This window comes from Paraclostridium benzoelyticum (assembly GCF_001006285.1).
Taxonomy (GTDB): domain Bacteria; phylum Bacillota; class Clostridia; order Peptostreptococcales; family Peptostreptococcaceae; genus Paraclostridium; species Paraclostridium benzoelyticum.
Map to the genome: position 1 here is coordinate 1 of NZ_LBBT01000052.1, position 19,967 is coordinate 19,967.

At 28.7% G+C, this 19,967-nt stretch carries 19 protein-coding genes; 2 read left to right on the forward strand and 17 right to left on the reverse strand.

Features of this window, described 5'->3' with window-relative positions; genetic code table 11:
• Window positions 1-637 (reverse strand): hypothetical protein (locus VN21_RS02625; RefSeq protein WP_152650758.1); only part of this gene is annotated, 637 nt, incomplete at its 3' end.
• Between the two features lie 238 nt (window positions 638-875).
• On the opposite strand from VN21_RS02625, the gene VN21_RS02630 reads away from it, so the two are divergent.
• The gene (locus VN21_RS02630; protein ID WP_046821916.1) at window positions 876-1,310 is read left to right on the forward strand and encodes a hypothetical protein; all 435 of its coding nucleotides are present in this window, start codon (window positions 876-878) and stop codon (window positions 1,308-1,310) included.
• 101 nt (window positions 1,311-1,411) lie between these two features.
• Here the strand turns inward: VN21_RS02630 and VN21_RS02635 are convergent, their stop codons facing one another.
• The 10 genes from VN21_RS02635 to VN21_RS02680 form a co-directional block, all read right to left on the reverse strand.
• Window positions 1,412-1,924 carry a superoxide dismutase family protein gene (locus VN21_RS02635; RefSeq protein WP_046821917.1) on the reverse strand — a complete coding sequence of 171 codons (513 nt, stop codon included), beginning with the start codon at window positions 1,922-1,924 and terminating at the stop codon, window positions 1,412-1,414.
• Window positions 1,925-2,048: 124 nt separating this feature from the next.
• Window positions 2,049-3,446, reverse strand: coding sequence for a PTS fructose transporter subunit IIC (locus tag VN21_RS02640; protein ID WP_046821918.1), 1,398 nt, complete (start codon window positions 3,444-3,446; stop codon window positions 2,049-2,051).
• Window positions 3,447-3,448: 2 nt separating this feature from the next.
• Window positions 3,449-3,910, reverse strand: a complete 462-nt coding sequence (locus tag VN21_RS02645) for a PTS sugar transporter subunit IIA (RefSeq protein ID WP_046821919.1) — start codon at window positions 3,908-3,910, stop codon at window positions 3,449-3,451.
• Between the two features lie 12 nt (window positions 3,911-3,922).
• A complete protein-coding gene (locus VN21_RS02650) occupies window positions 3,923-5,818 on the reverse strand; it encodes a BglG family transcription antiterminator (RefSeq protein ID WP_046821920.1) in 1,896 nt (631 codons plus the stop codon).
• Between the two features lie 221 nt (window positions 5,819-6,039).
• Window positions 6,040-6,489: a GNAT family N-acetyltransferase gene (locus tag VN21_RS02655; protein WP_046821921.1), complete on the reverse strand. Its 450-nt coding sequence runs from the start codon at window positions 6,487-6,489 to the stop codon at window positions 6,040-6,042.
• A 101-nt stretch (window positions 6,490-6,590) separates the two neighbouring features.
• Entirely contained in the window at window positions 6,591-7,046 is a 456-nt protein-coding gene (bcp, locus tag VN21_RS02660; protein WP_046821922.1) for a thioredoxin-dependent thiol peroxidase, read from the reverse strand.
• A 105-nt stretch (window positions 7,047-7,151) separates the two neighbouring features.
• Window positions 7,152-7,658, reverse strand: a complete 507-nt coding sequence (locus tag VN21_RS02665) for a CarD family transcriptional regulator (protein WP_046821923.1) — start codon at window positions 7,656-7,658, stop codon at window positions 7,152-7,154.
• Between the two features lie 231 nt (window positions 7,659-7,889).
• Window positions 7,890-8,762 (reverse strand): 4Fe-4S binding protein, encoded by an 873-nt coding sequence (locus tag VN21_RS02670; protein ID WP_046821924.1) that lies wholly within the window; start codon window positions 8,760-8,762, stop codon window positions 7,890-7,892.
• Between the two features lie 203 nt (window positions 8,763-8,965).
• Window positions 8,966-9,394, reverse strand: coding sequence for a hypothetical protein (locus VN21_RS02675; protein WP_046821925.1), 429 nt, complete (start codon window positions 9,392-9,394; stop codon window positions 8,966-8,968).
• Window positions 9,395-9,490: 96 nt separating this feature from the next.
• On the reverse strand, window positions 9,491-10,558 hold the full coding sequence (locus VN21_RS02680; protein WP_046821926.1) for a sulfurtransferase: 1,068 nt from the start codon (window positions 10,556-10,558) through the stop codon (window positions 9,491-9,493).
• A gap of 329 nt (window positions 10,559-10,887) precedes the next feature.
• On the opposite strand from VN21_RS02680, the gene VN21_RS02685 reads away from it, so the two are divergent.
• Complete coding sequence (locus VN21_RS02685) at window positions 10,888-11,634, forward strand: hypothetical protein (RefSeq protein ID WP_046821927.1); 747 nt, start codon at window positions 10,888-10,890, stop codon at window positions 11,632-11,634.
• 134 nt (window positions 11,635-11,768) lie between these two features.
• Here the strand turns inward: VN21_RS02685 and megL are convergent, their stop codons facing one another.
• The 6 genes from megL to VN21_RS02715 all read right to left on the reverse strand — a co-directional run bounded on the left by megL (window position 11,769) and on the right by VN21_RS02715 (window position 19,783).
• Window positions 11,769-12,962 (reverse strand): methionine gamma-lyase, encoded by a 1,194-nt coding sequence (gene megL / locus VN21_RS02690; protein ID WP_046821928.1) that lies wholly within the window; start codon window positions 12,960-12,962, stop codon window positions 11,769-11,771.
• A gap of 247 nt (window positions 12,963-13,209) precedes the next feature.
• Window positions 13,210-14,787 (reverse strand): sigma 54-interacting transcriptional regulator, encoded by a 1,578-nt coding sequence (locus tag VN21_RS02695; RefSeq protein WP_046821929.1) that lies wholly within the window; start codon window positions 14,785-14,787, stop codon window positions 13,210-13,212.
• A 20-nt stretch (window positions 14,788-14,807) separates the two neighbouring features.
• Entirely contained in the window at window positions 14,808-15,701 is an 894-nt protein-coding gene (locus VN21_RS02700; protein WP_046821930.1) for an SPL family radical SAM protein, read from the reverse strand.
• Window positions 15,702-15,819: 118 nt separating this feature from the next.
• Window positions 15,820-16,095 carry a hypothetical protein gene (locus VN21_RS02705; RefSeq protein ID WP_046821931.1) on the reverse strand — a complete coding sequence of 92 codons (276 nt, stop codon included), beginning with the start codon at window positions 16,093-16,095 and terminating at the stop codon, window positions 15,820-15,822.
• 16 nt (window positions 16,096-16,111) lie between these two features.
• On the reverse strand, window positions 16,112-17,542 hold the full coding sequence (gene nhaC, locus VN21_RS02710) for a Na+/H+ antiporter NhaC (protein WP_046821932.1): 1,431 nt from the start codon (window positions 17,540-17,542) through the stop codon (window positions 16,112-16,114).
• A gap of 756 nt (window positions 17,543-18,298) precedes the next feature.
• Entirely contained in the window at window positions 18,299-19,783 is a 1,485-nt protein-coding gene (locus VN21_RS02715; protein ID WP_046821933.1) for a glycine betaine uptake BCCT transporter, read from the reverse strand.
• Window positions 19,784-19,967: the final 184 nt, after the last annotated feature.

Below are 19,967 nucleotides of genomic sequence, written 5' to 3' on the forward strand. Positions count from 1 at the left end.
CTGATTCTACTTCTGATTCAGACGCTAATTCTACTGTAGATACTACTTCTGATTCTGACTCTGCTGCTAACTCTACTGCTGATGCTGATACTACTTCTACTGCAGATACTGATTCAGCTTCTACTTCTGGTTCAGATGCTAGCTCTACTGCTGACACTGATTCTACTTCTGATTCAGACGCTAATTCTACTGTAGATACTACTTCTGATTCTGACTCTGCTGCTAACTCTACTGCTGATGCTGATACTACTTCTACTGCAGATACTGATTCAGCTTCTACTTCTGGTTCAGATGCTAACTCTACTGCTGACACTGATTCTACTTCTGATTCTGACTCTGCTGCTAACTCTACTGCTGATGCTGATACTACTTCTACTGCAGATACTGATTCAGCTTCTACTTCTGGTTCAGATGCTAACTCTACTGCTGATGCTGACACTACTTCTACTACTAACACTGACTCAACTTCTACTGTAGATAATAATGCTGACGCTAATACTACTTCTGATTCTACTTCTACTGCAGATACTGATTCAGCTTCTGTTTCTGACTCTAATTCTACTGTAGATGCTACTGCTGACGCTGACACTACTTCTACTGCTAATGTAGATTCTGCAGCTGAGTCTAATGCAAACAACAATAACCAATCTACTGCAACTAATAATGTTGGGCCAATAACTGTTAGTACGCCTATAAATATATATATAACTTGCCCATGTTGTGGTAAGAAACATCACTGTCATACAGACCACTGCGAAACACATTTCTGTAATAGAGGTGAAATGATTAACTCTAACCCTGATATAGAAGTTACTACAATCGAAGAATGTGAAGACGATAATATAGAAGATTAATTGCAAAGGGGATTAAGTATTATGAATCAAGAAAAAAATGTAAACAATGAAACTCAAGCTCCTAAAAAAGAGAGCCATCATATATCAACTGTTAAACGCCAACGCATTCATAATGGTGAAGTTATACAAGACGATGTTAAACACAAATATATTCTAAATGGTGAAGTTATAGAGGATGATTTTAATAATATCCCTAACGATGGTATTGAATCTAACCCTAATAATAATCATATATCTGATCATCAGCACCAGCATGTTCATAATGGTAAAATTATAGACGATGATAGTTTAACACCTTCTAATGAAAGTAATCATGTGTCTGATCATCAACACCAACATGTTCATAATGGTGAAATTGTAGATGATGATGATTTTAAACCTTATAAGAATAGTAAGCATTCATCTGACCATAAGCACCAACATGTTCATAATGGTAAAATTATAGATGAAAAATAGTTTATTACAAATTTAAAAATTGAAATAGTCTAAAATGAAATGGTGAGCGTTAAATAAGCTCACCATTTCTCATTGTATAAAATTTTTTATTTATTTTAAGTTTACATATAATTAGAAACAATTACCCCACACGCTAACCTTGGCCCTGCATTTCCTGACGGTTGAGTGGTAAAATCATCATAACCTTCATGAATTATAAAAGACTTTCCTATTATTTCATCAACAGTAAATCTATTGCTAAATGTAGAAAGTAACCCTACTCCATCAGCAGATAGTATTGGTGGTAAATCCCCTGCATGCATAGGATGCTCTACTTTAGTTGGATTATAATGAGATTTAGCTGCCATAAATGGTTCCTTTTCATTCCCTACTGAGCAGTCTCCAACCTCATGAATATGGAATCCATGAAATGCACTAGTTTGATTGTTTTTATTAGGAATTCCAGTTATATATGCTTTTACATATACTCCTTCATCTAATTGGTATAAATATACCATCCCCTTTATACAAGGCCCTAGTGGCCCTCCTTGTATTTTTGCATATGCATCTGGCTTAGATGGATTGTAATTAGAAAAAACCTTTTGAATATCATACTTTTTACAAGAATTGTCCATAATATCCTCCTTAAGTTGTAATAAATTTTCTCGCCCTCTATATTATGATTAAAACTTTCAAAATGTTAATATGTGATTGCATAAAAAAAGACTTGGATCTTCCAAGTCTTTTTAATTGATATATTTAATTTGCATTTAAGCTTTTTTTCTTAATACCTATTAAAAGTAATGCTGCTACAACTGTTCCTATTGCTATTGCAGCTAAGAATAGTAATAAGTTACTTGTTGCTCCTAGCAATCCAACAATTGGACCTCCATGAGGAACATTATCAGTTATTTTAAATACCATTCCCATAGCTCCTGCTATTGCACTTCCTACTACTATAGAAGGTATAACACGTTTTGGATCTCCTGATGCAAAAGGTATTGCACCTTCTGTAATTCCGATAAGTCCCATTAAGAATGCTGATAATCCAGCTCCTCTTTCTTCTTCTGTGAACTTATCCTTAGCTATGAATGTAGCAAACCCCATAGCTAATGGTGGAACAGGTATAGCACAAGCTACAGCTCCCATTACCAAAGGATTACCTGCTGCTATTGATGCAACTCCAAATAGGAATGCAGTTTTATTAATTGGACCACCCATATCTATTGCAACCATAGCTCCAAGCACTAATCCTAAAACAATACTTAACGCTGGATTTGCTGCAAGAGATGCTAACATTAAGTTTAATCCATCCATAATCCATGAAATTGGTGCTCCTAATATTAATATTAAAGCTGCTGAAATAACTGAAACACTTATTATTGGAATAACAAATATCGGCATAATTGCTCTTAAATCTTTTGGTACTTTCCATGTGTTCATCCACTTAACTAAATATCCAGCCATAAATCCAACTATTATCGCACCTATAAATCCTGTACCATTTGAAGTTCCTAATATTGCTCCATCATTTGCAACCATAGCACATATCATAGCTGGTGCTAATGCAGCTCTTCCTGCTATAGACATTGCTATAAATCCAGCAAGTATAGGTATCATTAATGTAAATCCAATTCCTCCTATTGCACTAACTTTGTTCCATATAGAACCTTCTGGTATCACCATTCCAGATGCAGTAGGATTTCCTCCTATTGCAATAGCCAATGCTATAAATAATCCCCCTACAACAACGAATGGTATCATATGTGAAACTCCATTCATAAGTTCTTTTACAGATCCCCCTGAAGCAGATTTTTTATCCGACTTATTTTCAGCTTTTTCTTCTTGTATTTTTGCATTAGTAGGTAAATTTTCTATAAGAGTTTTTGCACTTTTTATAGCTTCTTTTATAGGAACCTCTATAACCTTTTTACCTGCAAATCTATCTTTTCCTTCTATTGCGACATCTGCTGCTATTATTATGTAATCGCAATTTTTTATATCTTCATCAGTAAGTGAATTTTCTACACCTTGTGATCCTTGAGTCTCAATTTTCATTTCGTGTCCTAATTTTTTACCTACAATTTCAAGCTTTTCAGCTGCCATATAGGTATGAGCTACCCCCACTGGGCATTTAGTAACCCCCAATATTTTCATGCTTACCCCTCCATTTCAGATATTATATAATTGTATAGCTTTTCTTTATCACTTTCATTTAATAGTACCTCTACAAAATCATCATCCATAAGTTTTCTTGCAAACTTTGATATAATTTGAAGATGAATATTGCCTTCATCTGTAGCAGGCATAACTAAAGCTATAGCAACTTTTACAGGTTCATCATCTAATGACTCCCATTCTATATTATTTTCAAATTTAATTATAGATATAAATGGATTTTTTACTCCTTCAAGTTTTGTATGTGGTATTGCCACATATCCACCAAATCCAGTTGATGATTCTTCTTCTCTTTTTAAAAATCCATTTAATAAATCTTGTGAACATACATCTGAGCTATTTACAACAAGGTCACTTATAATCTTTAATGCTTCCTCTTTATTTCCTCCATTTACTTTTATACCATCAAATATTAATTCTTTTTTTAATAAATTTTTTATCATTTTTATTTCCTCCTAATACATTAATTCAATTAATTTATTTTTATCTATAGATTCCATGTTCTCTATAGATTCTTCACTATCTATTTGTGCAATTTTCCTATAAAAATTATTGAAAAACTCTGGGTTTTGTTCTAATAATTCATTATCAAAAGCAATTAAGAATACATGATAAACTATTGTGTCTCCCCACTTTACTCCATCTTTTATATACGCTATACATATTGAACTTTCAATAACATGACTCGCTTTCCCATGTGGGATAGCTATATTATTTATATTAGTTGTAGATAGTTGTTCTCTATTTATAACACTATCTAAATATTTATCATCTACATTAGATTTTTTCTTAAAAACTTTTACCATTTCTTTCAAAACATCTTCATAGTTTTTAGCATTTTCTACTTCTATAAAAGCTCCTTTTTGTAACAATTCTTCAAATAGTTTTTTACTTTCACTTCTTTTTATATAAGCTTCAATATTTTCTTTATCTTGTTCTTTAATAAGAGGGGATACGTAAATTACATCTTTATGTTGATTTGGAAGTTGTTCAGTTGATATTATAAAATCATAACAATCTTTTTTCATCTTTAAGAAAGTTTGAACTGAATATGCTCCAACAATCTCTATATCTTTATACATATTTTTTATTCTGTTTACTATTAAATCTGTTGATACTTGTCCTAAGTGGCAAACAATTAATACTCTAATTTTATCCTTATTACTCTTTGCTCTTTCTATAGCTGTCTGAAAATGCAAGGATAGGTATATAAGCTCATTATCTAAAAATCGATATTTATAATCTTCATTTATTACATCTGCTGTTATAGTAGACATTTCAAATGCAAATGGATATAACTTTTTTATATCACTTAAACTGTAAATTTCACTTAATACAGAGTATCCTCCCCTGCTTATAGTCGAGTATAAATGTATAGATAATCCTTTTTTTAATTGTTCATCCATAAATAAGTCAATTGATAATTCACTTTTAATTCTATCTAAAATCCTATTTATAGTCGGCTTTAATTTTTCAATTTTCTCACTTGTGTTTAATGAGTTGTTTTTTTTCAATACAGAAAATAAATAACATAGATAGTGCTTGTCACCTTCTCTTAAAGATAAATTAAATTTTTTATTTATATCACTAACTATTTCAGAATACTTATTGAAATTTGGTAAGTCTTTTATTAATCTAGTAAAAGACTTATTTTCTTTATGAATATTTTCTTCTCTTATATCTTTCAATAAAAATAGTAAATATAAAAATAGTTGCTTTATAGATTCATCTGTAAATGTAAATATATTGATTTCTTTTATATAATCTATAATCAATATACAGATATCGATTTCCCTAACTTTAAAATAATCCCTCATATTAAAGTGCAATTTATCAAATCTATTTACTTCTTCGAAAAAATCTATTCCTTTCATATAAGGAATCACTAACTTTACAAATAAAGACATTCTATCTAATTTTGAAGATGAATACCTTATTCCATAATGCCTAATAGATTGAATATCATCCTTATATTTTTTTAATATTGATACCAATTGTTTTTCTATCAATGATTTACTAACAAATAATTTATCTGCTATTTCTTGCATTGTTATAAAATCTCTTTCTAATATTATGGTCATCAATATTTGATTTTGGATTGTAAACTCTATAAGAGACTGTGCTTCTTTTAAAAAAACTATAAATTTTTCTTTATTTATAATCTTTATTTTATTATTTTCTTGTATTAATAACTGTGTATCATAATTTGCTAATATCTCATTAATTAATATAATTTCATTTTTTACTGTTGCTGTAGTTATTTCAAATTTTTTAGCAATTTGTTTTAGTGATATGTAATGATGATCATTCAAGTAATTTAATATTAAACTTTGGCGTTTGCTAATTTTCATCTATAGGTTTCATCCTCCAGACTCTCTATTATGATTTAATTTTATCCTATGTTCTTTTTTTGTAAAACATACAATAATTTACCCTTTTTAAAATTTCGTGTGTTTATATCAATTTTCTACATTTTTCTTAATTGTTAAATTGATGTTTATATTATAAATCAAAAAAGAAGCTACCCTTAGCTTCTTTTTTATTATTTTTAAAATAAAGTTATATTTTTTCTCTACATATTTATTACCATTACACTTTCCCCATTTATGTCAAACTCTCCATTAAATTCAAATCCAATTTTTTTATATAAAGAAATAGCTCCTATATTGTTATCATATACGCTTAAATAAATCTTATTGTATCCATATTCATCTTTTAACTTATTTAGCAAAAGCCTTACTCCAGCTTCTCCATATCCCTTCCCTTGATTTTCATGAGAAATTAAAAATCTGTCTAGCCAAACTCTACCTCTTTTCCCTTCATCTTTAAATAATCCATACATAGCAAATCCTACAGCTTTATCTCCATCATATATTCCTACCGGCCTCCATAACGAAAATTCCTTTGATTCTTTTAAACAATCTTCTACAGTCTCAATATATCCAAGTTGTTCTTTCCCTACTTTTAAACTAGTTATTTCTTGATAATTTTTTTCATTAATTTCTTTTATGTTCAAGTTCATGTTCATCACTCCCTAATACTTTTTTTAAGTAGTTACAAATAAAAAGTACATTGATAAATATCAATGTACTTTGTTATCGCTATAAGGTAAAAGTAATATATCTATCCTATATATTCTAATATTTCACCTACATTTTTATCTGCCTTAACTTTATCATATACCTTTTCTATAAAACCATTTTCATCTATTATATAAGTTGTTCTAACAACTCCAAATCCAAGTTTGCCATATAATTTCTTTTCTTGCCATACATCGTAAGCTTTTATTGCATCAAGATCAGGATCTGATAAAAGTATAAATGGTAATTCATTTTTTTGTGCAAATCTTTCATGTGATTTTACACTATCCTTACTTATACCTATTACTACCATATCTTTTGATTTAAACCTATCAAAATTATCTCTAAATGAACATGCTTGCTTAGTACACCCTGGAGTACTATCCTTAGGGTAGAAATATAATACTACTTTTTTATTTTTAAACTCTGATAAACTTACTAAGTTTCCGTCTTTATCTTGTAGTCTGAAATCTGGTGCTTTTGCTCCTGCTTCTAACATATTATTTTTCCTCCGGTTTATATTTATTAAATATATACCAAATATGCTTTGTTATTAAACTTTTACTTACTATAATTTTTTCAGGTTGCATTTAAAATGATTTAATTAAATATTTTGTTGCGGTATATGACTTGTTATATATGGAATTACTTCATCTGGAGATATGTTTAAAGCAATTGCAAGTTCTTCGTTTAAAAGTCTTTCTGCTTCTTTCATAACATTATCATCTACTTGATGTGGTTTTTTTCCAATAGATTTTACTTTTTCATTATTGCAATATATATTTCTTATTAGTTTTATAAGTTCTTCACATTTACCGCTTTTCAGCATTGCATTAAACTCTTTATTTCTTGTTTTATCATCGTCGATCCATGAAATATCCATGTTAGCCATATCATTTAGTAGTGAAGTTGCACTGCTTTTAGATATAGTCTTTCTCATTGGAATATTTTTATTATCCACAGGGGCTTTTATTATTATATTTTCAGCATAAACTGGACTTAATACATAATACTTTCTGTTCTCTCCGTTTATAAACTTTTCATTAGTTATGTCTATAACTTTACATGCTCCTGTCATACCGTACATTACACAATCGTCAATCTTAAACATTAAGATTTCACCATCCTTAACATAATAAAAAAGCTACCTACTTTTAGGCTGGCTTTTTTGACCCATAATAGAAATTATATTTATATATATAATTTCACATTCATTATATAAAAAAAGTAGTTTTGACAACAGGACTTACGTCATCAAAACTACTCGTTGTAATATTATTTTACCACATTTTAAGCTTTTAATGTAAATAAAAACTTTTTTTTATGTATTTATAGTTAAAAACTATATAGAATTTATAATACAATCTTCAACTTTATCAAATCCAACTCGATCTATAAGCTGAGCAAATCTCTCTCCTTCATTTGCATTTTCTTTAAAATAGTTAACTACGCTGTCTATAACTCGTAATGTATCTTCTTGTTTAAATTTCTTTCTTAATGGCTTTCCTAAGCTAGCTTGTCTACCCATTCTTCCACCTATAAAAACTAAGATATCTATTTTTTTATTATCACTCTCTACAGCATGTGCTGGACAAAAACTAATGCACTTACCACAGTTGCTGCATTTATCCTCTACTATTGAATACTTGCTATCTTTACACTCAAATGCTTTATCAGGGCATACCTTTAAACATACTTTACATTCAATACACTTTCTATTGTCTATCCTAACCCCTGTTAATGGTAATATACTCAAATCATTAGATTGAGCCTTACCATAGCTATTTTTACAGCCTAATACTGCTATTTTAAATTTAGCAGGTAGCTCTCTTCCAAAAAACTCATTATGAACTTCTTGAGATATCTTTTGAGTATCTATAAGACCGTTAGCACAAACACTACCTTTGCAAGATAAAATTGCTCTTACAGTCTTACCTCCTCCACCTACTATTAATCCATTTTCTTGTACTATTTCTATAACTTTTTCTATATCATCATACTTTATATATGGTATTTCTACAGTTAACCTACTAGTTAAATTCAATTCTTTGTTCCCATATTGCTCTGCAACTTTAGATAATATGCCAAATTCTTTTGAAGTAAATACTCCTGATTTACCTATTACTCTTATAGCAAAGTAACCGTCTTGTTTTTGAGGAACTATTCCTTTAGACTTTAATTCATTTTTTTCTTGTAATGATAATATTCGTTCCATTGTATTTACCTCCTAATGTTATTTTGATTATTATATAATTTCATCCGGAATAAATTATATCATTACATGTGCACATTTATTAATTGAAATTATTTATAGTAATTATACGTTTTTCTAATAATAAAAAAGTCTCAAAATAGCTTAGTAATAGCAGTAATTACCTAACTGTTTCGAGACTGTTTTTATTTTAATTAATTTCTTATTTAATTTTTATACCATATAACACCTATAAAAGTTTTTATAATTTGGATTAAAGTTACTATCCCAAATATAGCACTCATATAATAAAATGCTCTTATTTCTTCAGATGAATACATTAATATAAATGTAGCAAATGCAATTACAAATACAACCATAGTAACATTCATTATAGTCACTATTTTTTCAAGAATATGCTTTCTTTTTAAATACATTCTTAATACAATAAGCATTAGTATAACTACAACTAATATCGATACATATTTTATATTTTGTATTGAATATTGTTGCTCCCAAACATAGTTTTTATGTGCTACATGTCTTAACATACCCATTTTAGCATGAGTAAAATAATTTACTAAATATGCACCAACTAACATTATTGCTTCTACTAAAGTTAGTAAAACATAAAAAATCTTCTTTGATGTTCCCATATAATATCAACTTCCTTGTCTAAAATCTAAGATAAGCACTGCAATCTATGCAGTGCTTATTCTTATTATAATATATTTTATATAATTTTATATAATTTATTTTTTTGCAGCCTTATCTGTTGGCAACTTGTCTACTGTAGTGTATTGACAATCTCCACTATTAGGATCTCCTACTTGTACTGGAAGATTTCCATGCATTTGCCACTCATTCCAACCACCATCATAAACAGTCATTCCTTCCCATCCTGCATCATAAGCAATTAACCAAGGAACTGAAGCTCTCCATCCTGTACCACAGTAGAATGAAAGCTCATTATCTTTTTTGATATCAGAATCTGACCATAGTTTTTGCATTTCATCAGCAGTTATAACTGTACCATCTTTGTGTAAGTAATCTTCCATACTATACGCATTACTTCCTGCATGACCCCAAACTGCACCCTTAGGCTCACCAGCTCTATCTATATAAGTGTATCCACTTGTTTTCCCATCAAACTCATCTTTACTTCTTATACTAACTAAACGGAAATTCGAATCGTCTTTTAATTTCTTTTTAACTTCATCTATAGACATCCAATATTCTGGATGTGCAGGTACTGTAGCTCCAAAATCTTTTGCTGGAGTAGCTTTTTCTACTTTAGTTTCAGTCTTGTATCCAGCTTTTTCCCAAGCATCGATTCCACCGTCTAATACTTTAACATTTTCAACTCCTGCCCAAAGATATGCATATGCAACTCTACTTACAGCAGAAATATCATTTCCATATAATATAATAGTTTTATCTTTTGTAACTCCTAAATCTAACATTCCTTTTTCAACTACTTTAGGATCTGATATATTCCAAATTGGTTCAGATTCAACACTTGAAGTATCTACATGTATTGCCCCTGGAATATGTCCTTTTGTATAAGTTGGACTATCTTTGTAAGTTCCCCAAGAAACTTCTAAAACCTCATAATTTTTAGATTCTGGTTGATTTCCATCTATTACACTTTGTACCCACTGAGGAGATACAAATACTTTTTTTGTATCTACTTGTTCAGCTTTTACATCTGACTTTGCTTTCGTTGACTCTTGTGATTCATTTGAAGATTTGCTACATCCTACTGCCATTGTTGCTACCATTGTGATTCCAATCAATGCACTAATTAATTTTCTTTTCATACATCTTCCTCCGTTATGATTTTCATTGTCTTAAAAAAATTATTCTTTCAGATGATTTCAATGTTTATTCTAGCTTTTCTTAATAAAAATAATTCTAAAAATTTTAAATTTATTAAAATTTTCTCCAACATTTTATCACATACGACATAAATCTCCAATCTTTATAGAAAAAAACTATACTTTATATTAACATCATTTATATTTTCTATATTTATTATGATCAAAATCCCTAATAAATCAAAATGTGACGAAAATTATAGGATGTGAATATTATAAACTAGATAATATTTTTTATCTAACTTATAACTCTATAGGAGAGTGTAATTTTCATGCTTAATGAAAAGATAATGATTATAGATATTCCATTCAATATATTAGATCATCCTTTTTGGTGTGGATTTAAAATTCTTTACTCCACAATATCCCAAAAAGCTCAAACCAAAGAATGGATAGATCCAAGAATAGACGTATTTATGGATTATACAGCTAAAAGTCTCATAAACCAAACTAATCAAAATTTTAAATGTATATTAAGACATACACCTGGAACAAAAGATATTATAGCTGATTCTCTTTCTAGATATCCAAAGTTGCCTGGCAATATAATTTTTACAGATGATGGAGATAACTTAATAAAAGAAATTATTAGTCCATATAAATATGTATTTCATATAAGAATTGATAGTGATAATATGTTCAGTCCAGACTATATAGATCAATTATATAAAATTGAAAACTATAAAAATTTACAATGTATATTATCTCAAACGGGATATATGTATGATGCTAATAGAGATATTTTAGCAAATATGGATCATCCTTCCCCTTCATTTTATGCTTTTATCTATACAGTAGAAAATTTTCTTTTGGGTCTACGATATCCTGTAAAAGATGACCATTGGGGTGCAATAAGCTATGTTCATGAAGTTGTTCCTACTCCAAGTTATATGATAATTATCCATAAACTTAATGTGAGCAATGATTTTCAAGTTATTTTAGAATATCCATTTATAAAAACTTGGCTTGCCAGTGAAGAAGAAAAAGAAAAAGCACTAAAATTTTTTAAATTAAAATAATCTAAATCATTTTAAATGCTATAAGTTAATGCTATATTTTTAGTTGCAAAATAATAAGGGTTTATGACATTGTTCATAAACCCTTTAAACTAAAAAAATAATATTTAATACATAGTTTACCTTAAATTTATTTTTTATAATCTATCTAAACCTTGTTTTAAGTCAGCTATTATATCTTCTGCATCTTCAAGACCAACAGATATTCTTATTAATCCTTCAGATATTCCAGCTTCAGCTCTTTCTTCTTGAGTATATGGAGAATGAGTCATTGAAGCCGGATGTTGTATTAATGTTTCACAATCACCTAAACTAACTGCAAGAGTACATAATTCTAAAGAATTTAGTAATTTTTTACCACCTTCAAGTCCACCTTTAACTTCAAATGCTATCATACCTCCTGGCATATCCATTTGTTTTTTAGCTAATTCATATTGTGGGAAACTTTCTAATCCTGGATAGCTAACTGCTTCTACATTTGCATGAGATTCTAAGAATTTAGCAACTTCTATAGCATTCTTAGTGTGTCTATCCATTCTTATTTGTAAAGTTTTCATTCCTCTTAATATTAAGTAAGCATCAAATGGAGATAAAACAGAACCTGTCATATCCTTAACTCCGAATAATCTAACTTGAGTTATAAAGTCTTTTTTACCAATAACGAAACCTGCGATAACATCTCCGTGTCCATTTAGGTATTTAGTGGCAGAATGAACAACAACGTCAGCTCCTAATTCAAGTGGTCTTTGTAAGTATGGAGTGCAGAAAGTATTATCAACAAATACCATGCAACCTTCTACTGTATGAGCTATTTTAGATATAGCTTCTATATCAACTAATTTTAAGTCTGGGTTAGCTGGAGTTTCTAAGTAAACAACTTTAGTGTTTTCTTTCATAGCTCCTTTTACTTCATCTAAGTTAGTTGCATCTACAAAAGTAACTTCTACTCCGTATCTGCTTATTCCATGGTTTAACATTGCATAAGTACAACCATATAAAGTTTTACTTGCAACTATATGATCTCCTGCTTTTAATGCAGTCCATAATGCTGAAGTTATAGCACCTATTCCTGAACCTGTTGACATACAAGCCTCTCCATTTTCTAATAGTGCCATTTTTTCTTCTAGTTGCGCATTTGTTGGGTTCCCAAGTCTTGAATATATAAATCCATCTTCTTCTAATGCAAATCTTCTACCACCTTGTTCAGCACTATCAAATACGAAAGTTGATGTTTGATATATAGGTGTAGTTAAAGCCCCTGATACTGGATCCTTTTTATGTCCTCCGTGTATAGCTTTTGTTGCGAATTTTTTATTCTTTAAGTTTTCCATTTTGAGTTCCCCCTTTAATTTTATTTACGCTATTATATATGAGCAACTCTCATGCCAAACTTTTTAATTTTGGAATAAAAATATTTATTTAATTTTAAAATCGCAAAAACATTGAAAATACGCTATCTTTCGAAACGTTTACACAAAGCTGTAATTTATATTTTAAAAGATAATTTTTTAATGTAAATATTTATTTACAAATCATTATACTTTCTGTAAAGATTTATTTACATTTGTCAAGATTTATTTACAAATCATCTTCCTTTATATTATATTTTTTAACTTTATTCATAACTGCAGTGTGAGATATTCCTAGTGTTTTTGCACTTGATCTATAACTTTTATTGGACTTATATACTTTCATAATTATTTCTTTTTCATATCTTTCCATTTCTTCTTTTAATGAATTAAATTCTATCTCTTCATCTTCTTCTATAAAACTATCAGTAATATCTTCATCTTTATATATAGAGTCTATAACAATATGTTGAGTAGTTAAAATATCTCCATTGCATAAATTCATAGCTCTCTCAATTAAATTTTGAAGCTCTCTTACATTCCCTGGCCAATCATAACTCATTAACTCATCTATAAATTCTTTCTTAAAACCTCTTATATCTTTATTTAACTTCTTATTAAGTTTATTTATAAAAAATTGAACTAATATAGGTATATCATCTAATCGTTCTTTTAAATTTGGTATCTTAATAGGAATTACATTTAATCTATAATATAAATCCTCTCTAAAAGTTCCCTCTTTTATCATCTTTTCAAGATTTTTATGAGTAGCTGCTATTACCCTAACATCAACAGCTTCCTCTTTGCTACTTCCTATTTTTCTTATTTTTCCTTCTTGTAAAACCCTAAGTAGTTTAGCTTGAAGAATCATTGATAATTCTCCTATTTCATCTAAAAATATAGTTCCTTTATTAGCTTCTTTAAATAAACCTTCTTTACCGCTTTGCATTGCTCCTGTAAAACTTCCTTTTTCATATCCAAATAGCTCACTTTCTAATAAACTATCTGGCAGTGCAGCACAGTTAATAGCTACAAATCTTTCATCTTTTCTATCACTTAATTTATGAATGGCATTTGCAAAGAGTTCTTTACCTGTACCACTGTCCCCTCTTAATAAAACAGTAGAGTTACTCTTAGCAATTGTTGTAGTTACTTTTTTTACTTTACCCATGCTTTTACTATTTCCAATTATATCTTTAAACGGACCATCATCATTTTTATTTATTATTTTAACAAGTTGTTTAGCTTTATTAACATCTTTAATAGAAATAACTGCTCCAACAGTTTCATCATAATCGTTAGTTATTCTTCTACCTGTAGTAATATAACTACTTGTGGTGTTTCCATGCTTCAAACTAGATTTTATATTATCGTACTCGATTCCCTTATTAACTAAGTCCGCAATTATATCATCATTACCTACAATTTCTCTAATGTCTCTACCTACTACTTCTGCTTTTTTATAATTAAATAATTTTTGGCAGTAATTATTGAATATATTAATTTTAAAGTCCTTATCAATAGATATAATTCCTTCATCTACTGAGTTAATAACTGCAAGAAGTTGCCTCTCATTCTTTTCGTAAGATAAAAGTTCTACTTCATTTACTGATATTACATCTGCTATGCTACAAATGGCTTCTTTTAATACTTCTTTAGTTTTTGCATCGATATCATTTATCTTTATACAAACCTTTGTAGGAAAAACTTCCATAGATACCAAATCTATCTTTTTATTATAAAGCTTGTACAAAATCTCGGTTGTAATCCCAAATCTATCTTTTGTATTTACTTCAAACCTAACCATACAAACGTCTCCCTTTTATATTAAAACCAACTAATTTGAGTTTTTTCATATTTATTTTTATAATCAGCTATAATATCTTTCATATCATATAAAAGATTATATTTTTCACACTCTTCTTTAAAAGTCTTCCATAGCTTATCATAATTTGCAGCCCCATTTTCATAAGATTCTCCATAAACTTTTATATACTTTTTATCTAAATTCTCATATGGAAATATTTTTCTTAATTGCTCAAAATAATACTCTCTTTGATTTTGCCTCAACGTTACTCCTAGTCCATAAGTGAATACAAACTTAGCTCCAGATTGATAGGCCTTTTTAATAATATTTTTTATATTATCTTCATTATCATTAATAAAAGGCAGTATCGGCATTAATAATACCCCTGCATATATTCCATTGTCTGAAAGTTTCTTTAAAGCTTTAAATCTTTTAGATGTTGGGCATACATTGCTTTCTATCTTTTTACATAGATTATCATCATATGTAGTTATAGTTATCTTTATAATAGTAGGTGAATGACTTTGTATTCTTTTTAATATATCTATGTCTCTAGTTATTAAATCACTTTTAGTAGCAATTGATATTCCAAATCTATTTTCATCTACTACCTTTAAAGCCTCTCTTGTTAACATAAATTTCTCTTCAAATGGATTATATGGATCACTCATAGCTCCTGTACCTACAACCCCTTTTGTTTTCTTCGACTTAAGTTCCTTTTTTATTATTTCAGTTGAATTTTCTTTAATCCTAACTCTATCAAATTCTATTATTTGATAGCAGTTGCTTCTAGAATCACAGTATATACAACCATGGCAACATCCTTTATATATATTCATACCATAGTTAATACCAAACCAATGTGGGTTTTCTTTATATCCAGATACAATAGTCTTTGCAGGTATAAATTCCATTGATACCTCAATCCTTTCTAAATTAGCATTTTGCTTAATACGGTTTTACCATATATAATTTTTAAAATCAATAAAAAACTCATATCCAATGGACATGAGTTTTATTTAATCTATGTATTTATATTGTTTTATCAGTTTTAACTATATTTGTAATTAATAAACTTAAAAGTATCAAGATTATACTTACAATCCAAGGCTTTAATCCAAAATTATTAAATAATAAGTTAACCCCAGCAATTGTAACTAAAGCATAGCTAATAGATATTAATATTCCATTTTTAGATTTTTTACTTGATAAAATCATTCTTATACTTAATGTAAACATCCTTATACCTATAAATGCCATAAGCACACCTACAATATCCTGAATTATATAATAATAATGAAACTCCATATTAATTTCTCCTTTTTTATATAGCTTCTTCAACCTCTCTCATCATAATAACTTCTTCTTCTGTGTATGTTTTCATTGTAAATCCTGTAACTCCATATATAAATGTTATTAAAGGCGTTATCCAGTTTAAGAAACAGTATGGTATAAATTCAAAAGAACTAACTCCTAATGTCTGACTACAAAATATTGCATTTGAATTCCATGGAATTAGTGGAGCTCCTAAGGTTGCAGTATCTTGTATAATCCTAGATAAGTTTTCAGGTTTTAAGTTAAATTCCTTGTATAAAGGTCCCATTATAGTTCCTACAAATACAGATGTAAACATCATCGAAGAACTAAAAGCATTTGCAAGATAACTAGATATAAATGTAGTTCCAATTAATTTAGTTCTAGACTTTCCTATCTTACTTAGCATAGGTTGTAATAAAACTTCTAAAAATCCTGTCTTTTGCAAAATTCCAGCTATAACAAATACTATAAATACTAATAATACAGTCTCTGCCATGCTCATTATTCCACCACGATTTAATAGTTTATCTGTATATTCAAGTCCTGTATCTATAGTAAAACCATTAAGCATATAATTTAGTAGCTTGCTAACACTTTCTCCTTCTTGGAAAAACGCTATAATTGCACCTACTACTCCAGAAGCTAGTATAGAAACTATAGATGGTTTTTGTAAAAGTAATAGAACAAGTAAAAATATTATTGGTATTATTGAAACAAATCCTATATTGAAATTAGCTTTTAAAACTTCCATTACTTGGTTTATTTGATTGTAGTCTATAGTGTTATTAGCATATTTAAATCCTATAACTGTATATAAAACTACACAAATTATATAAGCTGGAACTGCCGATAAAGTCATATGTTTTATATGAGTTATAACATCGGTTTTACAAACTGCTGCTGATAAGTTCGTAGAATCTGAAAGAGGAGAAATCTTATCTCCGAAAAACGCACCAGATATTATTGCACCAGCTGTTAACCCAGCAGGAACCCCCATACTAGTTCCAATACTCATTAAAGCTATCCCTGAAGTACCTAAAGTTCCCCATGAAGTTCCCGTAGCTATAGATGTTAAAGAACATACTAGTAATGTTGTAACTAAAAAATACTTAGGTGTTATTATAGCAAGTCCGCTGTAAACTATAGTTGGAATAGTTCCAGCTGCTATCCATGTAGCAATTAATACTCCAACAGAAAGTACAATTATGTTAGATTGAAACGCTCCTTTTCCTACATCAAATCCCATTTCTTCAATTTCACTATTTGTATAACCTAATTTCATAGCAGCAGGAACTACTATTAACCATGATAATAAAAACATTGTTGTTATAGATGCTTTAAAAACAACCATTCCAACTGTAGTTAAAGATATAATTGCAACCATTACTAATACTGCAAACTGAAACGTAGGTTTTCTTTTTTCTATATTTTTGCTCATTTTAACTGTCCATCCTTTTCAATCTCTCTTGTTTGTATTTTACTCCTATGTTCATTATAAAAAATAATAAACATTCCAGTTATGGGAATGTCAATATATTTTAACTTTTGCTTGTATTCCCATTATAAATTCTTAAATATTTTTATCTAACTCACAACTAATTAATACCGTCCTAATTTGGTACCCTTTTCCTAGAATATTTAAAATCACCATCCCTCTTAGTTTCAATCTCACAATACTGTTAAGCAATATCTATGCCAAATTATTTTTTTTTAAAATATATTACGTATAACTATTGAAATTTAAGTAAATATTTTTTATTTTTTAAAAAACATTTACTTAAATTAATTTGAGTAATTATTAATTCTCGTTATAAATTTAACCCATTAACCAAGTAAAAGTTTTAATGGGTTAAACAGGTAACCCATTAAACTTTTTTCTATTAATTTATTAAAATCTTTATTTAACATTTAATAATGTATATATACACATTTCATCATGCTTATAAAAAAGTGATTATGGCTTATCCCATAATCACTTTAATTGATTTAATAATTTTTAATACATAGTTTACTTTAAATTTATCTAATTCTTTATAATCTATCTGAACCTTGTTTTAAATCAGCAATTATATCATCATTTCCTACAATATCCATAATATCTTATACTAAATCTACCTTTTTATTATAAAGCTTGTACAAAATCTCGGTTGTAATACCAAATCTGTCTTTTGTATTTATTTCTAATTATAATAACTTAATGTCTTTTATGAATATCATATAGTTTTTCTTTTTTTAGCTCTTTTATAAGCGATAAAATCATCATTACTAGAATTATACTAAATGGCAATGCAGTTATTATAGCCATAGTTTGTAGCCCTTTTAGGCCTCCAGTAAATAGCAATGCAACTGCAATTAATGATTGCAATACACCCCAAGTTATTTTTACTTTGTTAGTAGGATTCATAGACCCATTAGAACTAAACATTCCTAATACAAATGTAGCTGAATCCGCAGATGATACAAAAAAAGTTATTATAAGTACAATTGCAATTACACTTGCTATAAATCCTAATGGTAAACTATTTAAAGCTACAAATAACGTTGAAGACATATCTGTCTTTAATGTATTTATTAAACTTAGACTAGTATTTATTTCTAAGTTAAGAGCTGTACCTCCAAACACTGAAAACCATAAGAAACTAAATAAAGCTGGAACTAATAGTACTCCTATTATGAACTCTCTTATAGTTCTTCCCTTTGATACTCTTGCTATAAAAACACCCACAAAAGGAGACCAAGCTATCCACCATGCCCAATAAAACAACGTCCAATCTGATATCCACTTGGACTCTTTAAAAGGAGTTAATCTCAGACTCATATATATTATATTTTGAAGATATGTCCCTAAACTATTGGTGAATATACTAAGTATTTTGGATGTAGGCCCTACTAAAAAAACAAATATTAATAATAACATAGCAATTGCAACATTTATATTACTTAATATCTTGATTCCTTTTTCAAGGCCAGTTGATGCAGATAACAAAAATAATATAGTAGCTATAGCAATTATTATTAATTGATTAAAATAATTTATATCTAATCCAAATAAATTATTCAACCCTCCATTTATTTGCATCGCTCCTAGACCTAAAGAGGTTGCTATCCCAAATGCTGTAGCTATTATTGCTAATATATCTATTATCTTTGCTCTAATTGAATTAGAGTTATCTCCTATTATTGGTGATAAGGTTTGACTTACTAATAATGTTTTTCCTTTTCTAAACCTAAAGTAAGCTATGCTAAGGCCTACTAATGAATATACGGCCCATGCATGTAGCCCCCAATGAAAAAATGAAAATACCATTGATGTGTTTGCTGCTTCTACTGTAAGAGGTTCTATTCCCATCGGTGGATATACATAGTGATCTAGTGGTTCTGCAACTCCCCAAAACACAAGTCCAATACCCATCCCTGCACTAAATAGCATTCCAAACCATGTTATATTACTAAATTCTGGTTTATCACTTTCTTTACCTAGCTTTAATTTACCATACTTACTAAATGCAAGTAATATCATAAATACCAAAACTATAAATGTTACTATTAGAAATAACCAACCAAATTGTTTAGTTGTAAACTCAAGAGCCGTATTTGCAATACTACCTAAAGATTCTGGTAATATAAGCCCCCATAATACAAATAATCCTATTAAAATTACAGATACATAATATACCATATAAAACTCCTTAATATTTATACTTTTTATAATATTTTCTCATGATTTACAATTTATATACTATTTATTGTAAATAATAACCTTATCAAAGGATTCTCTATATGTAATACTTTACTTAAATAGTTTTAAATTTATTTATCATGTTTATTAAACAGAGCTTTATATATTCAAATAATATCTTTTA

Bases quoted from the DNA above. Each gene is read 5' to 3' on its own strand.
- VN21_RS02630 (WP_046821916.1), top strand. From the start codon at position 876: ATGAATCAAGAAAAAAATGTAAACAATGAAACTCAAGCTCCTAAAAAA.
- VN21_RS02635 (WP_046821917.1), bottom strand. From the start codon at position 1,924: ATGGACAATTCTTGTAAAAAGTATGATATTCAAAAGGTTTTTTCTAAT.
- VN21_RS02640 (WP_046821918.1), bottom strand. From the start codon at position 3,446: ATGAAAATATTGGGGGTTACTAAATGCCCAGTGGGGGTAGCTCATACC.
- VN21_RS02645 (WP_046821919.1), bottom strand. From the start codon at position 3,910: ATGATAAAAAATTTATTAAAAAAAGAATTAATATTTGATGGTATAAAA.
- VN21_RS02650 (WP_046821920.1), bottom strand. From the start codon at position 5,818: ATGAAAATTAGCAAACGCCAAAGTTTAATATTAAATTACTTGAATGAT.
- VN21_RS02655 (WP_046821921.1), bottom strand. From the start codon at position 6,489: ATGAACTTGAACATAAAAGAAATTAATGAAAAAAATTATCAAGAAATA.
- bcp (WP_046821922.1), bottom strand. From the start codon at position 7,046: ATGTTAGAAGCAGGAGCAAAAGCACCAGATTTCAGACTACAAGATAAA.
- VN21_RS02665 (WP_046821923.1), bottom strand. From the start codon at position 7,658: ATGTTTAAGATTGACGATTGTGTAATGTACGGTATGACAGGAGCATGT.
- VN21_RS02670 (WP_046821924.1), bottom strand. From the start codon at position 8,762: ATGGAACGAATATTATCATTACAAGAAAAAAATGAATTAAAGTCTAAA.
- VN21_RS02675 (WP_046821925.1), bottom strand. From the start codon at position 9,394: ATGGGAACATCAAAGAAGATTTTTTATGTTTTACTAACTTTAGTAGAA.
- VN21_RS02680 (WP_046821926.1), bottom strand. From the start codon at position 10,558: ATGAAAAGAAAATTAATTAGTGCATTGATTGGAATCACAATGGTAGCA.
- VN21_RS02685 (WP_046821927.1), top strand. From the start codon at position 10,888: ATGCTTAATGAAAAGATAATGATTATAGATATTCCATTCAATATATTA.
- megL (WP_046821928.1), bottom strand. From the start codon at position 12,962: ATGGAAAACTTAAAGAATAAAAAATTCGCAACAAAAGCTATACACGGA.
- VN21_RS02695 (WP_046821929.1), bottom strand. From the start codon at position 14,787: ATGGTTAGGTTTGAAGTAAATACAAAAGATAGATTTGGGATTACAACC.
- VN21_RS02700 (WP_046821930.1), bottom strand. From the start codon at position 15,701: ATGGAATTTATACCTGCAAAGACTATTGTATCTGGATATAAAGAAAAC.
- VN21_RS02705 (WP_046821931.1), bottom strand. From the start codon at position 16,095: ATGGAGTTTCATTATTATTATATAATTCAGGATATTGTAGGTGTGCTT.
- nhaC (WP_046821932.1), bottom strand. From the start codon at position 17,542: ATGAGCAAAAATATAGAAAAAAGAAAACCTACGTTTCAGTTTGCAGTA.
- VN21_RS02715 (WP_046821933.1), bottom strand. From the start codon at position 19,783: ATGGTATATTATGTATCTGTAATTTTAATAGGATTATTTGTATTATGG.